Raw genomic sequence first — 14,198 nt, 5'->3', positions numbered from 1 at the left:
CTACAATATATTTTACTAGTAAAATAGATGTGAACTATGTGAGTGTGCTCTCTAGACTGGAGGCATGGACACTTTTGCGACCTCCGGGGACTTTGTCGACACGGCCCGGCAGGGATGGGCGCAATCGCGTCCAGGGCTCGACGTCTCCAGCATCGAGGTCATGGGTCGGATTACCCGCATCGGGGCGCTCGTGACCCAGCGCGTGGAACACGACCTGGCCCCGGAAGAAATCACGCGGACCGAATTCGACGTGCTGTGCACCCTGGCCCGCGGCGGCAGGCCCCTGCGCGCCAGCGAGGTCACGGCCGCCACCATGCTCAGCGGCGCCTCCACCACCAAGAACGCGGACCGGCTGGAACGGCGCGGACTCATCGAGCGGCTCCCCTGGGAGCGCGACGGGCGGGTGGTGCTGCTGCAGTTGACGCCGGCCGGCAACGCCCTGGTGGACCGGGCCTTTCCGCGTTTCCTGGAACGGGACCAGGAACTGCTCAACGGGCTGAGCGACGCCGAACAAGCCACCCTGGCCGCACTGCTGCGCAAGGTCGCCCTGAACCTGGAAGTGCCCGGCTAAGCAGTACTGCCGAGCCCGGTTGCCTAGCCCTGGCTGCGCCACCACTGGACGGTTTGCCCCGCGGCAGTGGGCAGGGGAGTGGGCGCCAGGCCCAGCAATTGCTCGCTGGCAGTCGAATCCAGAATGAACGGCGCCTGGAACTGGTACAGGGTCTCCGCCAACTCACGCATGTCCGGTAACGCAATGCCGAGGCCCTTGATGACCCAGCCCGGGATGGCACTCACCTTCGGCGCGGACAGTCCGGCCGCCGTTGCGAACGCGGTGGCCAGCTCCCGCTGGGTGAGGGGCGCGTTGGTGGGTGCGTGCAGCACCGAATTCCACAGCTCGGGCTTCTCCGTGGCCCGGATCATCGCGGCCGCCAGGTCCGGCACATACGTAAAGGAATGCGGGATCGTTGCGCTGCCCACCACCTGAACGCGCTTGCCGGCCAGGACCAGCGGCACCATGCGGTCCCCGGCGTGGGCGGTGCGCACCCGGGGGCCAAAGAAGTCCGACGCCGCCACACTCACCGTGGGGGTTGCGGAGGCCTGGCGGGCGGCCAGCAGCGCGGTCCGGATGCCGCGTTTTCCGCCCTGCGCGTCGCGGGGGCCGGTCTCAACCATTCCGGTTTCCGGGGTGGTGTAGGAGTAAAGGCTCTCCGGGAAGACGACGACGGCGCCCGCCCCGCCGGCCGCCGCCAGGACGGTCTGCTCAGCATCGGGAAGCTCGCGTCGCCACGCCTCGGCGCTGTACTTGGAGCCGTGGATGCAATGGAAGACGGCGTCGGCGCCTTCGAGCGCCTGGCTTAGAGCAGCGGGTTCGCTCACGTCCACGCGGCGGCGTTCGATCAGTTCGTGGTCGGGACCCGAGCCCGACCTAGTCAGCACGCGGACGCGCTGCCCCGCCTGGGCCAGCTGGGTTGCGACATTCCAGCCAACGGGACCTGCTCCCGTGACAACTTTGATGGCATCCATGATGTGGACTCTTTTCTTTCAATGAGTGGTCAATCCAGTTCGTGAGAGCGGTGCTCTCGCTTTAACTATGGAGCGGATCAGAATGGAAGTCAAGAGCACTGCTCACAAAAGTTGACGTTGCTCTCGTGGCGCGGGATGCTGGTGGCATGAGTCAGACACCGCGTGAACGGGCCAGGGAGCAAACCATGGCCGAGATCCTCCGGATTGGGCGCAGCCATTTGGCGCTGCATGGCGCCGCTGGGTTGTCATTGCGGGCCGTTGCCCGCGACCTGGGCGTGGTGTCGTCGGCCGTGTACAGGTACGTCAGCAGCCGCGATGAGCTGCTGACCCTGCTGGTGGTGGACGGCTACAACGCCCTGGGCGACGCCGTCGACGCGGCCGTAGAGGCCGCTCCCGCACAGGATTTCGCCGGCCAGTTCCAGGCCCTGGGCCGGGCCGTGCGGACGTGGGCGCTGGCCGAGCCCGCGCGCTACGGACTGCTTTTTGGCTCTCCCGTGCCCGGCTATGAGGCACCGGCCGAGCGGACCACGGGCCCCGGAACGCGCGTGATCGGCCAACTCGTGCGGATCTTCGAGGGCGCCCATCGGGCCGGCGTCCTAGCGACGGAAACTGCACGCGGGGAGCCGGCAGGCGGGCCGCCGGCGGATTTCCAAGCCATCCGGGACGAACTTGGCGTGACCCTGGGCGACGCGGCCCTCACGCGCGGCGTGCTGGTCTGGACGGCCCTGTTCGGCGCCGTGAATTTTGAGGTTTTCGGCCAATACGGATCCGGCACGTTCAGCGATCCCGGCCTGCTTTTTGAATCCCAGCTGGCACTCATGGCCGGCGTCGCCGGGCTTGTGGAATAGTGGGCCGCATGGATCAAAAGGCCGACCTCCTCAAGTACCTCCGCGTTCGCCGTGCAGACCTGCTGGCAAAACTGGACGGCTTGGACGACTACGACATTCGCCGCCCCATGACCCCCACCGGGACCAACCTCCTGGGGCTCGTCAAGCACGTCAGCAGCGTCCAGCTGGAGTACTTTGGCTCCGTCTTTGGCCGGCCTAGCGGACGCGCCATGCCGTGGATGGACGATGACGCGCCCGCCGATGCCGACATGTGGGCGGCGCCCGGCGAAAGCCGGGCGGACATCGTGGAGTTCCATGAGTTTTCCGCCCGGCACAGCGATGCGACCATCGAAGCCCTGCCCCTTGACGCGCAGGGGGAGGTGCCCTGGTGGACGCCCGAACGCCGGAACGTGACGCTCCACCAGATACTGGTCCACATGTGCGTCGAGACGGCCCGGCATGCCGGCCACGCCGACATCCTCCGGGAGATGATCGACGGCGCCATCGGCAACGGGGCAGCGGACCCAAATGTCCCTACCCGGACGCCCGGGCAATGGGCGGAATACCGCGCCAAACTTGAGGCAGCGGCCCGCGCGGCTTCCTAAGCCCGGGCCGAATTCAAGCACCGCCCGGGAGGCAGCCCGGGCCGAAAACTAGCCCAGTTCGGGCAGGCGGGAGAGCAGTTCCTGGGCGGCCGCCGTCGGATCTTTGGCGTCGGTGACGGCCCGCACCACCACGATGCGGGACGCGCCGGCGGCCACCACGGCGTCCACGTTGCCCAGGTCAACCCCGCCAATGGCAAACCACGGCTTGGTCGTGTTCAGGGATGCGGCATGCTCCACGAGTCCCAAGCCCACGGCGGAGCGGCCCGGCTTGGTGGGCGTGGCCCACAGCGGCCCCACGCAGAAGTAGTCGACCAGCGGATCGGCGTCGGCGGCGGAGGCTTGGGCCGGGTCATGGCTGGACAGCCCGATGCCCACGGACGGCCCCACGAGCGAGCGCGCGTCCGGCAGGCGGAGGTCCTTCTGGCCGATGTGGAACACGGGCGCGCCGGACAGCATGGCGATGTCGGCGCGGTCGTTCACGGCCCACAACTTGCCAAATTCCGCGGCCACGGACCGTAGCACGGCCAACAATTCCAGCTCCTCGGCGGCCTCCAGCGACTTGTCCCGCAGCTGGATGATGTCGACACCGCCGGCGTAGGCGGCCCGCAGGAAATCGGCAAAATCACCGCGTTCCCGGCGTGCATCGGTGCACACATACAGCCTGGCGTCGGCAACGGACGGGGTGGATTTGGCGATGGGGGCGTCATCTGTGACGAAAGGGTGGCTCATATCTCATAGACTAGTTCAGTACCGCGGGAGCCAGGCAAGCTGGCTGAGAGGGCGCCTGATGCGCCGACCGAAAGACGCCCCAATGGGCGTGGAACCTGATCCGGCTCATACCGGCGTAGGGAAGGAGTCCTTGATGGCGCGCACCGTGCTGGAAATTATTGCCACCGACGTGGCCGTCATTGGCGGCGGAATCGTGGGCCTCGGCATCGCCTGGGAAGCCCAACGGGCGGGCCACAACGTCACCGTGATCGACCCCGCCCCGGCCACCGGCGCCACGTTCGCGGCCGCCGGCATGCTGGCCCCCGTCAGCGAACTCCACTACCAGGAAGAGGAATTGCTGGCGCTGACCCTTGCGTCGGCACAGCGCTGGCCCGGATTCGTGGCACCCCTGGTGGCAGCCGGCCATGCCGATACAGGTTTCCGCACGACGCCGACCCTGGTGTTGGGTGCCGACGCCGCGGACCGCGCGGCCCTGGCCGACCTGCGGGACGTCCAGCTCCTGCACGCACTGGACGTGGAACAGCTCTCCATCCGCGAAGCCCGGAAGCGCGAACCCCTCGTGGGCCCGCAGATTTCCGCCGCCTACCTGGTGGCGGCCGACCACCAGGTGGATCCGCGCGGGGTGGCCACTGCCATCCGGGTTCAGCTGAACGTGGTGGCCGCCGAGCGGGGCAGGCTCCGCGAGGAGCAGACGTCCATCCGCCGCACCGCCGTCGGCCTGCTCCACGAGGACCCGGACAATACGCATTCGCGGGTCACGGGCGTGCTGCTGGAGGACGGCCGCGAGGTCCATGCCCGCGAGGTGGTGGTGGCCAACGGACTCGGCGCGCCTTCCCTGGGCGGATTGCCGGACGGGCTCGTATTGCCGGTACGCCCCGTGTACGGGGACATCCTGCGGCTGGGCGTCCCCGAGCACCTGCGCCCGCTGACCACCGCCACGATCCGCGGCCTGGTCCGCGGGCTGCCGGTCTACCTGGTGCCGCGCAACGACAACACCGTGGTCATTGGCGCCACGAGCCGCGAGGACGGCCAGGCCGGGGTCAGCGCCGGGGGAGTGCACCAGCTCCTGCGCGACGCCCAGGTCCTGGTGCCCGCCGTCGCCGAACTCGAACTGCTCGAATTCACGGCCCGTGCCCGCCCCGGCACCCCCGACAATGCCCCGCTGCTGGGGCGGTTGGGCGACTCCGCCGGGCGCGACATCCCCGGACTCATCATCGCCACCGGATTCTTCCGGCACGGCGTGCTGCTCACGCCCATCGCCGCCCACATCACCCGGCAGCTGATCGGCCACATCACCGACCTGGCCTGGGAGGGCTTCCGCCCCGACAGGTTCTCATCAGCCAAACCCGCAGTCCCAGTTCCCGGAAGGACACCATGAACACCCTGACCCTCAACGGAGCCGCCCACCCCTTCAGCGAGGGCTCCACCGTGGCGGACCTCGTGACCACCGTGACCGGGCGGTCCATCCTGGCCACCGGCCAGCCCGCCGACGGCGGACGGCTCGGCGTGGCCGTGGCCCGCAACGCCGACATCGTCCCGCGCAGCCAGTGGTCCCAGACCCTGGTGGCCGGCGGCGACGACGTCGAAATCGTCACGGCCGTCCAAGGCGGCTAGGCCCGCCAAACCCCACACGTTCCACGAAAGAAGACCATCATGACTGAAATTCTCACCGACCACGACCCACTCGTGATCGACGGCGTGACATTGGGCTCGCGGCTGATCATGGGCACCGGCGGCGCCCCCAGCCTGGACGGCCTGGGCGCAGCGCTGGCCGCGTCCGGCACCGAGCTGACCACTGTGGCCATGCGCCGCTACTCGGTGGGCGGGGCCGGGCAACCCGGCGACGGCGGCAGCAACCTGTTTGAGCTGCTGGTGGAAAACAACATCCGCGTGCTGCCCAACACGGCCGGCTGCTTCACGACCCGCGAGGCCGTCATGACGGCCGAATTGGCCCGCGAAGCCCTGGAAACGGACTGGGTGAAGCTGGAAGTCATTGCCGACGAGCACACCCTGCTGCCCGACGCCGTGGAACTCGTCGATGCGACCGAACAGCTGGTCAACCGCGGCTTCAAGGTGTTCGCCTACACGAACGACGACCCCGTATTGGCGCTGCGCCTGGAGCAGCTCGGCGCCGCGGCCGTCATGCCGCTGGGCGCCCCCATCGGCACGGGCCTGGGCATCCTGAACCCGCACAACATCGAGCTGATCGTCTCCCGCGCCGGCATCCCCGTGGTGCTCGACGCCGGAATCGGCACCGCCTCCGACGCCGCGCTGGCCATGGAGCTTGGCTGCGACGCCGTGTTGCTGGCCACCGCCGTGACGCGCGCCCAGGACCCCGTCCGCATGGCGCAGGCCTTCAAACACGCCGTGATCGGTGGCAGACTGGCAGCACAGGGCGGCCGCATCCCCAAGCGCCGGCACGCGTTGGCCTCCTCCGCCATGGAGGGCCGCCCGGACCTGTAAACAGACCAGCAAGGGAGCCTGCCATGGCCGCGAACGACGTCTTGACCCGGGCACAGATCGACGCGGAGCTTGCCTCGCTGCCGCACTGGCGCTACCGCCTCGGCGGCTTGGCGGCGGTACTGAAATGCCCGACGTCGGCCGCGGCCCTGGAGCTCTTCGCCACCATCGGGGCGATGGCCCAGGCGGCCAACCACCACCCCGACGTGGACTGGCGCTACGACACCTTGTTCGTGACGCTGACCTCGCACGACGCCGGCTCAAAAGTGACGGCACGCGATGCGGCCCTGGCCACGGCCATCTCCGCGGCAGCCGTCCGGGCCGGTGCCACGGCCCACCCGGAGTTGTTGCGCGCCGTCGAAATTGCCCTGGACTCGGACGACTACGCCGCCATTGCGCCCGTGTGGGCGGCGGCGCTGGGCTTCAAGGCGGGGGAGTCGGATGACTTGCTGGACCCGTCCGGCCGGCTGCCCAATATCTGGTTCCAGGAAACGCAGACGCCCAACCCGAACCGTTTCCACTTCGACATCCACGTGCCTGCCAGCGAGGCGCAGGGAGTGCTTGCGGCGGTGGAGGCGGCGGGGGCAACCCTCGACCACGCCAACGCGCCGGCCTTCGTGATCGCCACGGACGCGCAGGGGAACCGGCTGTGCATCTGCACCGAGGAGGGCCGCGACGGGGCCTGAGCGGATTCCTGCACGGAGTTGACGGCCAACTCGGCGCCACTTTCAAAGTGGCGCAACGTTTGGGTGGAACACGCCGCAGGACTTGCCGGGAGGCCTATTTCAGGATGGGGTGGTCGCCGTTGAGGCTGATGGTTTGGCCGGCGGCAAGGGTGCCGCTGGGCAGGTCTGTGAAGTCAAACCATTCGGCTGTTGCGTTGTCGTGCGGACGGTTGGCGTCGGCCAGCTCCACCATCTGGAGGTTGAAGCGACCGGCAATCTGCATTTCAATGTCGCCTTCGGCCGTGGTGTACGTCAACGGGATGCCTTTTGCGTCGACGGTGAAGGTCCCCGTGGCGCCGTGAATCTTCAGCTCACCGGGCATCAGGCTGATTTTGCTGCCCGGCGGAATGGTTGCATTCCCAGAAAGGTCCGGGTTGTAGCGCAACAAGGCGGCCTTGTTGACCCGGAATTTGTAGCCCACGCTGTCGAGGCTGTCGCCCCGCACGCTGGTGTAAAAGATCGGATGGCCGGCCGAATTATTGACCACGGCGCCCTTGCCCGAGCGGGCGTCGACGGGGCGGACCAGCAGTTCAACCACGTCGCCGGGATGCAGGAAATAGTTGTTGCCAACGGAGACGAAATCCGGAACCATGTTCGCCTCGGCCAGCACGTCGGTGGTGATGCCAAAGCGGTAACCGATGCCGTCCACCGTGTCGTCCTGCACCGCCGTGTAGCGCTCAGGCACGCCTGCGGCATTGAGGATGGCCGTGCCCATGGCGCCCGGGATGGGCTTGAGCGGGGATGCGGCAGGTCTGGCCGTGGGAGTTGGCGCGGCCGGGCTGGCCGGAATGCTTGAAGGGGCGGTCGCGCTGCTTGATTGCGGGCCCGGTTCTGCGGTGGGCGGCATTCCGTCAGCGGCGGGGGAGCAGGCCGAGGCGGTCAGCAGGGCAAGCCCCAGCAGTGCACCCACAAGTGATCGTCGCATGGCAGCCCCCAGATTTGTCGTGCCGTCACAAAAGTTAGTGCATGTGCAGGATTGCGTTGATCTTTTCCAGCTGGTGCGCGTGGCGGGCCCGGCCGATGAAACCTGCCGTGGCCCAGGCGACGGCGCCGCCCACCGCAATGGAGAGGATCCAGGGGATCCACGCCGTCGCGGAGGCGGAGCCGAGGCCGGCTGCCATGGTGATCATCCAGACGATGAGCGACGCGGTGACGGCCGCGCCGGCGGGAAGCAGGGCGCCAAAGGTGGTGCGGTACTTGTCAACGGCCCAGGCAATTGCGCCCAGGGCTCCCGCTATCAACGCAACGATGACCACAGCGACCATGAATTTCCCTCTTCTACAACGAACTCAAAAACAACTTAGGGGCGGGGCCGCCTAGAGTGCGGCAAACCCCACGCTGCGAGCCTTCTCGCCGCCCAGTTCAACGTACCCGAGGGCACTGCCGGGAACAATAATGACGCGGCCCTTCTCATCTTTAAGACGAAGCTCGGTGCCCTTGGCCAGGGCCTCGGAAACCTGTGCCGCGATTTCGTCCACTCCTTGCTCGGATTCAAGGACAATTTCACGGCCGATGTTCTGGATGCCGATCTTGATTTCCACAGGTGTCTCCTCGGTGCAAACGTGCAAAATGAAAGTACAGTCCACCCACTCTAGGGGCAGGGCGCTCAGGATTCCTTGGGGAACCGGCTAATTCCGCGCCAAGCTAAACGGTAGACAAGTTCGCTGGCCACCTCGATGTCCAGGTCGCCGTTGGCCTCAAGCCAATAACGGGCACTGACCTGGGCCATGCCGGCCAGGGCGCGGCCCAGCAAGGTGGCCTCCAACGGTGCCAGTTTCGTGTCCTCTGCGATGACCTCGGCAATGGCGTTGGCGTATTCGGAGTTGAACTTTTCCAACCGGGCGGCCACGTCCGGATCGTTGACAAGATCGGATTCAAACACGAGCCGGTGGGCCTGGTCGTCGTTGGCCACAAACTGGAAATAGGCCTTCATGGTGGCCTGGACGCGCAACTTGTTGTCCGTCGTCGAGCCCAGTGCGGCCAGCAGCATCTCCGTCAACTTGGCCAGATGGCTGTCCAGCAGGGCCAGGTACAGTTCCCGCTTGCTGGGGAAGTGCTGGTACAGCACGGGCTTGCTGACCCGGGCGGCCTCGGCAATCTCATCCATGGCGGCACCGTGGTAGCCGTTCGTCACAAAAACTTCCAGGGCCGACGCCAGCAATTGCGCCCGGCGTTCGTCCCTCGGCAATCGGGCTAGAGGGGCACGGCGTGTGGGTTGATCCCCGGTGCGAGCTTCCAACGTCATGGTGCGTGCCTCTCTCTTAGCTCCGGCCATCATCACCCCATGGCCGGTTCCCTGTCATTCTAGCGTCGCGTAATAACCCAAGCCCGTCAGGCGGGACTAGATTGTTAAACATGGTTTCCCTGATCCAGCCCTCCATCAAGAGTCCCGCCCTCCGTCTGCCCCCGTTGGTGGAGCCGGGCCCGCCCCTGGACGCCGAGGAACTTCAACGGTATTCGCGCCACGCACTCATTCCCGAGATCGGAATCGAGGGCCAGCGCAGGCTGCGCAACGCCAAGGTCCTGGTGATCGGTGCGGGTGGCCTGGGCTCGCCTGCACTGCTGTACCTGGCCGCCGCTGGCGTCGGCACGCTGGGCATCGTCGACGACGACACCGTGGAGCTGAGCAACCTCCAACGCCAGGTGATCCACGGTGTGGCGGATATTGGCCGGAGCAAGATCGAATCGGCCCGCGACTCGATTGCCGCCATCAACCCCGGCGTCACGGTGGTGCTGCACCCGGTGCGGCTGGAGGCGTCCAACGCCCTGGAACTTTTCGCCGATTATGACGTGATCCTCGACGGTGCCGACAACTTCTCCACCCGTTACCTGGTCAACGACGCCGCCACGCTGCTGGGCAAGCCCTATGTGTGGGGATCGATCCTGCGCTTTGACGGCCAGGTCAGTGTCTTTTGGGACAAATACGGCCCCAGCTACCGCGATCTGTACCCCGAACCGCCGGCGCCGGGCACCGTCCCGTCCTGCGCCGAGGGCGGCGTATTCGGCATGCTGTGCGCCTCGATCGGCGCCATGATGGTCACCGAGGCCGTCAAACTGATCACGGGCACGGGCCAAACGCTCCTGGGCCGGCTGCTGATCTTTGACGCACTCACCTCACGCTGGCGCGAAATCCGGATCGCCAAGGACCCAGCGGCCGTGCCCGTCACCGAACTCATCGACTACGACTTCTTCTGCGGGATCGTGCCGCCCGAGAACGACGGCGCTCTCATCACCGCGGACCGGCTCGCCGAGCGCCTGGCCCGGCGGGACCGCGGCGAGGAGAACTTTGTGCTGATCGACGTCCGCGAACCGCTGGAACACGAAATTTCCAGGATCCCCGGCTCCATCCTGATTCCCGTGGGCGGCATCAAGGACGGCTCCGCCCTGGCGGCGATCCCGCGCGACGTGCCGCTGGTGCTGCACTGCAAGTCCGGCGCCCGCTCGGCCCAGGCCCTGGCAAGCCTCACGGCGGCAGGCTTCACCGGCGTCGTCCATCTTGACGGCGGCATCGACGCGTGGACGGCTCGGGACATTCCTTCCCGACAGGTGTAAATTTCGCTCCAAGAACTACGCACTCGACGAAGAGGCTCCCACCATGATGCACACGGCACGAGAACACACCCCCCAGCAACCCCTTGACTCGGGCTTTGGGCACGACACCACGGCCGCCCAGATCCTCGACGGCGTTGACCTGGCCGGCTGCGCGGCCATCGTGACCGGCGGCTACTCCGGCCTGGGCCTGGAAACCGTCAAGGCGTTGAGCGACGCCGGCGTGGCCGTGACGGTCCCTGCCCGCCGGCCAAGCCATGCCCGTGAGGTGCTCGCCGCCGCCGGCCTGGCGTCGGTGGATGTGCGCGCCATGGACCTGGGCGACCAGGCAAGCGTGAAGGCGTTCGCGAAGGGCTACCTGGACGCCGGCCGCGGGCTGGACATCCTGATCAACAACGCGGCCATCATGGCCTGCCCGGAAACGCGGGTGGGGCCCGGTTGGGAGGCGCAGTTCGCCACCAACCATCTGGGCCACTTCACCCTGGCCAACCAGCTGTGGCCGGCCCTGGCCGACGGCGGCGCCCGGGTGGTGGCGCTTTCATCCACGGGGCACAAGCTCTCCGGCATCCACTTCGACGATCCCCAGTTCACCAAGGGCTACGACAAATGGCAGGCCTACGGGCAGGCGAAAACCGCCAACAGCCTGTTTGCGGTGGAGCTGGACAACCGCGGCCGCGACCACGGGGTGCGCGCCTTCGCCGTCCACCCGGGCGGGATCATGACCGAACTCCAGCGCCACCTGCCGCGGGAGGAAATGGTGGCAGCCGGCTGGATGGATGAATCCGGCAAGGTCCGGGAGGGCTTCAAGACCCCGGAGCAGGGCGCGGCGACGTCGGTGTGGGCCGCCACGTCCTCGGAGCTGGACGGGATGGGCGGGGTGTACTGCGAGGACTGCGACATTGCGCAGCCCACGGATCCGGAGTCGCCCCTGGCCCGCTTCGCCGGGGTGGACGCCCATGCGATCGACCCCGACAGCGCCGCCCGGCTGTGGGAACTCTCCGGCAAGCTGACGGGCGTGAACGCACTGGGCTGACGCTGCCCCTGCGCCCCCAAGCTGGTGTTTTCCATTGAATCTGGTGAGGGCCGGGCTTAAAATCACTAGTGGCCCGCAACGTGCGGACACACCAGTGAGGAACCCTCATGAGACTTTCATCGTGGACTAAATCGTTGTTTGTCGTTGTAGCCCTTGCCCTGGCACCGTTGGGTGCAGCCCTCCCAGCCGGTGCGTCCATGCCGCCGGCCGGAATCGCCCCCGCTGTTGTGGCCGCGGGCGTTCCCGGCACCAGCGGTGCCGTCGGCGCCAAGTATGCGTCGCTGGGCGGGGCCGGAAGCTATCTGGGCGTTGCCATCGCAGCCATGCGGTGCGGGCTGGTCCGGGGCGGCTGCCTGCAGTCCTTCAAGAACGGCTCCATCTACTGGTCGCCGGCGACCGGGGCGCATACGGTGACCGGCGGCATCAGGGACAGGTGGGGCACGCTCAAATGGGAGGCCGGCCTGCTGGGTTACCCCACCAATGACGCGCAGTGCGGGCTGGTGTCCGGCGGCTGCTACCAAAACTTCCAGGGCGGGAAGATCTACTACCTGCCCGCAACCGGGTCCCAGGTCGTGAAAGGGGCCATTGGCGGCAAATGGGGGCAGATGGGCTATGAGCGGAGCCCGTTGTCATACCCGGCAAGCGGCGAATCCTGCACCGGAACCGGCAACATCACCTGCACGCAAAGGTTCCTGGGCGGCACCATCCGCTGGAACACGTACCAGGGAACCAGCGTGGCACCCTACGCCGGAACCATCGCCGCCGTCGTCAACAAACGCCGGCCCAATGTCCCGATCGACCAGGTCCCGCCGGACCTGGTGGGGGTTGGCAGCCAGCTCATGCGGCGTGAGGCGGCCGCGGCAATGTCGCGCTTCATCAATGCCGGCGCCGCAGCCGGCGTGCCCATCACCACGGTGAGCGGGTACAGGTCGTACTCGACCCAGTACAACCTGTACTACTCCTATGTGGCGTCCTACGGGCAGGCCTACGCGGACACCATCTCGGCCCGGCCGGGCTTCAGCGAACACCAAACAGGCCTGGCCATGGACATTGGCAACCCCAGCGGCGCCTGCGGCCTGCAGACCTGCTTCGCGAACACCTCCGCCGGAGCCTACGCGGCCGCCAACGCCTGGCGGTACGGCTTCATCGTCAGGTACACCAACGGCTATACCGCCATCACGGGGTACAGCTACGAACCGTGGCACCTGCGCTACGTGGGGTTGACGATCGCGGCCGACATGCACAACAGGGGGTTCCACACCCTGGAGCAATACTTCGGGATGCCCGCCGCGCCGGGGTACTAGCGGGGATTGGTACCAGCCGGACATCGAAGCAAGCGGACGGCCCGATCAGGCGGTGCTTGGCTCGGCGTCGAGCTCGCCAGTGAGTTCGCCGGCGGGTTCCTGCAGCGTTGCCGCAGCCGCGGCACCCACCACGGCGGGCTCGACCTTGATCCCGTACAGGGCGTCAAGGGCGGCCATGTAGCTGGCGGCGTCGCCGGCGGCGGCCAGTTCCTTGGCCCGTACCGTGGGGACGTGCAGGAGCTGCTTGACCATGCGCCGCATGGCGAACTCCACCTCGGCCGTGGCCGCCGTGCAACCGTGCTGCTGGCGGATCTTCGCGATCTCGTCGTCCAGCACGCCCATGGTGTGCCGGCGCAGGGCCACAATGGCATGGTCGAGGGAGCGTGCGTTTTGGGCCTTTTCGAAGCTTTCCGCGGCGTCGGCCACCAAGGCGGCGGCCTCCGACAGGGTGGATTCCTGTTCGGAGGGTGCGGCCTGGCGCACCGTTTCCAGCGTGAGCAGGTCGACGTTGGGCAGTTCGGCGATTTCCGGGGCGAAGTCGTGGGTCAGGGCCAGGTCGATCACCGTCAATTGCGTGGAAATTCCGTGGCGCACCTGCGCCAAATCGTTCGCCGTGACCTGCCGGTCGGAACCGCTGCAGCCCATGAGCAGGGTTGCCTCGGCCAGTGCGCCGGGCAGGGTGTCGTCGCTCAGGGCCGTCCCGCCGCGCGAGGCGACAAACGTTTCGGCCCGGCCCGAGGATGAATACACCCGGATGTCGGTGCAGCCGCGCTGGGTCAGCTGGGCCATGGCCGCACCGGCGTAGGCGCCCGTGCCAAAGAGCACGGCGGTGGTGCCGGCCAGGGAGGGGACGTCCTGGAGGTCGGTGGCCAGATCGAGGGCCACGGACACGATCGACATGCCGCGCCGGCCCAGGGCGGTTTGTGCTCCGACGTCCTTTGCGGTCTTGGAGGCCGCCTGGAACAAGCGCACCAGGGCGGGGGTGCTGACCCCGGCGTCCTGGGCGGAGCTGAGGGCGCGGCGCACCTGGCCGGCAATTTCACGTTCGCCCACCACGGCGGATTCCAGGCCCGTGCTGACGGCGAAAAGGTGGCGGGGGACTGCCATTCCTTGTTGGGTGGCAAGTGCTGCGGAGACCTGCTGCTCGCTCAGGCCCGTGCGTCCGCTGACCGCGGCAATGAGGGTGCTGCGGGCCGATTCGACGTCGTCGGCGCTGCGGGCCTGGGCGTAGAGCTCATAGCGGTTGCAGGTGGCCAGCGTGACCAGTCCGACCACGTCGTTGTCACCGGAAATGACGTCGACACTGACCTCGGACGCTCCGGCGCTGAGGCGGGCAACGGTTTCGAGGTCAAGGTTTGAGTGCGAGGCAACTAAGGAAAAGAGAACCACAATTTCATAATGGTAGACCTTAAACATGTGGGTTTAGGGACAGGGTGCCCTAA

General features: G+C 67.3%; 17 protein-coding genes. 10 read left to right on the top strand and 7 right to left on the bottom strand.

All coding sequences use genetic code 11. From position 1 onward, the window contains the following. The first annotated feature begins 64 nt into the window (after positions 1 to 64). Positions 65 to 571, top strand: coding sequence for a MarR family winged helix-turn-helix transcriptional regulator (locus AL755_RS16995; RefSeq protein ID WP_054012008.1), 507 nt, complete (start codon positions 65 to 67; stop codon positions 569 to 571). Between the two features lie 23 nt (positions 572 to 594). On the opposite strand, the gene AL755_RS16990 is transcribed toward AL755_RS16995, so the two are convergent. Then, complete coding sequence (locus tag AL755_RS16990; protein WP_054012007.1) at positions 595 to 1,524, bottom strand: NAD-dependent epimerase/dehydratase family protein; 930 nt, start codon at positions 1,522 to 1,524, stop codon at positions 595 to 597. A gap of 146 nt (positions 1,525 to 1,670) precedes the next feature. Between AL755_RS16990 and AL755_RS16985 the strand changes: the two genes are divergently transcribed. Continuing rightward, positions 1,671 to 2,372 (top strand): TetR/AcrR family transcriptional regulator, encoded by a 702-nt coding sequence (locus AL755_RS16985; protein WP_054012006.1) that lies wholly within the window; start codon positions 1,671 to 1,673, stop codon positions 2,370 to 2,372. Positions 2,373 to 2,380: 8 nt separating this feature from the next. Further along, a complete protein-coding gene (locus tag AL755_RS16980) occupies positions 2,381 to 2,956 on the top strand; it encodes a DinB family protein (protein WP_054013151.1) in 576 nt (191 codons plus the stop codon). 48 nt (positions 2,957 to 3,004) lie between these two features. Here AL755_RS16980 and thiE read toward each other — a convergent pair whose 3' ends face one another. Further along, positions 3,005 to 3,685, bottom strand: a complete 681-nt coding sequence (thiE, locus tag AL755_RS16975; protein ID WP_054012005.1) for a thiamine phosphate synthase — start codon at positions 3,683 to 3,685, stop codon at positions 3,005 to 3,007. Positions 3,686 to 3,818: 133 nt separating this feature from the next. Between thiE and thiO the strand changes: the two genes are divergently transcribed. The 4 genes from thiO to AL755_RS16955 are packed head-to-tail and all read left to right on the top strand — an operon-like array spanning position 3,819 to position 6,831. After that, positions 3,819 to 5,063 carry a glycine oxidase ThiO gene (thiO, locus tag AL755_RS16970; RefSeq protein WP_054012004.1) on the top strand — a complete coding sequence of 415 codons (1,245 nt, stop codon included), beginning with the start codon at positions 3,819 to 3,821 and terminating at the stop codon, positions 5,061 to 5,063. Further along, positions 5,060 to 5,299, top strand: a complete 240-nt coding sequence (gene thiS / locus AL755_RS16965) for a sulfur carrier protein ThiS (protein ID WP_054012003.1) — start codon at positions 5,060 to 5,062, stop codon at positions 5,297 to 5,299. Before thiO ends, thiS begins: the two co-directional genes overlap by 4 nt. Before the next feature lie 39 nt (positions 5,300 to 5,338). Continuing rightward, the gene (locus tag AL755_RS16960; protein ID WP_054012002.1) at positions 5,339 to 6,148 is read left to right on the top strand and encodes a thiazole synthase; all 810 of its coding nucleotides are present in this window, start codon (positions 5,339 to 5,341) and stop codon (positions 6,146 to 6,148) included. A 23-nt stretch (positions 6,149 to 6,171) separates the two neighbouring features. Beyond that, positions 6,172 to 6,831, top strand: a complete 660-nt coding sequence (locus AL755_RS16955) for a 4a-hydroxytetrahydrobiopterin dehydratase (RefSeq protein ID WP_054012001.1) — start codon at positions 6,172 to 6,174, stop codon at positions 6,829 to 6,831. A 94-nt stretch (positions 6,832 to 6,925) separates the two neighbouring features. Here the strand turns inward: AL755_RS16955 and AL755_RS16950 are convergent, their stop codons facing one another. From AL755_RS16950 to AL755_RS16935, 4 genes are all read right to left on the bottom strand, one after another. Further along, complete coding sequence (locus AL755_RS16950) at positions 6,926 to 7,795, bottom strand: LysM peptidoglycan-binding domain-containing protein (protein WP_082369378.1); 870 nt, start codon at positions 7,793 to 7,795, stop codon at positions 6,926 to 6,928. 34 nt (positions 7,796 to 7,829) lie between these two features. After that, positions 7,830 to 8,135 (bottom strand): hypothetical protein, encoded by a 306-nt coding sequence (locus tag AL755_RS16945; protein ID WP_054011999.1) that lies wholly within the window; start codon positions 8,133 to 8,135, stop codon positions 7,830 to 7,832. A gap of 51 nt (positions 8,136 to 8,186) precedes the next feature. Further along, positions 8,187 to 8,411: a DUF3107 domain-containing protein gene (locus AL755_RS16940; RefSeq protein ID WP_054011998.1), complete on the bottom strand. Its 225-nt coding sequence runs from the start codon at positions 8,409 to 8,411 to the stop codon at positions 8,187 to 8,189. Between the two features lie 65 nt (positions 8,412 to 8,476). Beyond that, positions 8,477 to 9,115: a TetR/AcrR family transcriptional regulator gene (locus tag AL755_RS16935; RefSeq protein ID WP_054011997.1), complete on the bottom strand. Its 639-nt coding sequence runs from the start codon at positions 9,113 to 9,115 to the stop codon at positions 8,477 to 8,479. A 110-nt stretch (positions 9,116 to 9,225) separates the two neighbouring features. Between AL755_RS16935 and moeB the strand changes: the two genes are divergently transcribed. From moeB to AL755_RS22545, 3 genes are all read left to right on the top strand, one after another. Beyond that, the gene (gene moeB / locus AL755_RS16930) at positions 9,226 to 10,422 is read left to right on the top strand and encodes a molybdopterin-synthase adenylyltransferase MoeB (protein ID WP_054011996.1); all 1,197 of its coding nucleotides are present in this window, start codon (positions 9,226 to 9,228) and stop codon (positions 10,420 to 10,422) included. Between the two features lie 43 nt (positions 10,423 to 10,465). Next, positions 10,466 to 11,452: an SDR family NAD(P)-dependent oxidoreductase gene (locus tag AL755_RS16925; RefSeq protein ID WP_237762524.1), complete on the top strand. Its 987-nt coding sequence runs from the start codon at positions 10,466 to 10,468 to the stop codon at positions 11,450 to 11,452. Between the two features lie 107 nt (positions 11,453 to 11,559). After that, on the top strand, positions 11,560 to 12,756 hold the full coding sequence (locus AL755_RS22545) for a D-alanyl-D-alanine carboxypeptidase family protein (RefSeq protein ID WP_082369377.1): 1,197 nt from the start codon (positions 11,560 to 11,562) through the stop codon (positions 12,754 to 12,756). Between the two features lie 45 nt (positions 12,757 to 12,801). Here AL755_RS22545 and AL755_RS16915 read toward each other — a convergent pair whose 3' ends face one another. Beyond that, positions 12,802 to 14,145 (bottom strand): glutamyl-tRNA reductase, encoded by a 1,344-nt coding sequence (locus tag AL755_RS16915; protein ID WP_054013148.1) that lies wholly within the window; start codon positions 14,143 to 14,145, stop codon positions 12,802 to 12,804. Positions 14,146 to 14,198 lie beyond the last annotated feature (53 nt).

This window comes from Arthrobacter sp. ERGS1:01 (assembly GCF_001281315.1).
Lineage (GTDB): Bacteria > Actinomycetota > Actinomycetes > Actinomycetales > Micrococcaceae > Specibacter.
Note: the sequence above shows the minus strand (reverse complement) of the source record. Positions and strands in the feature narration are given on the sequence as shown.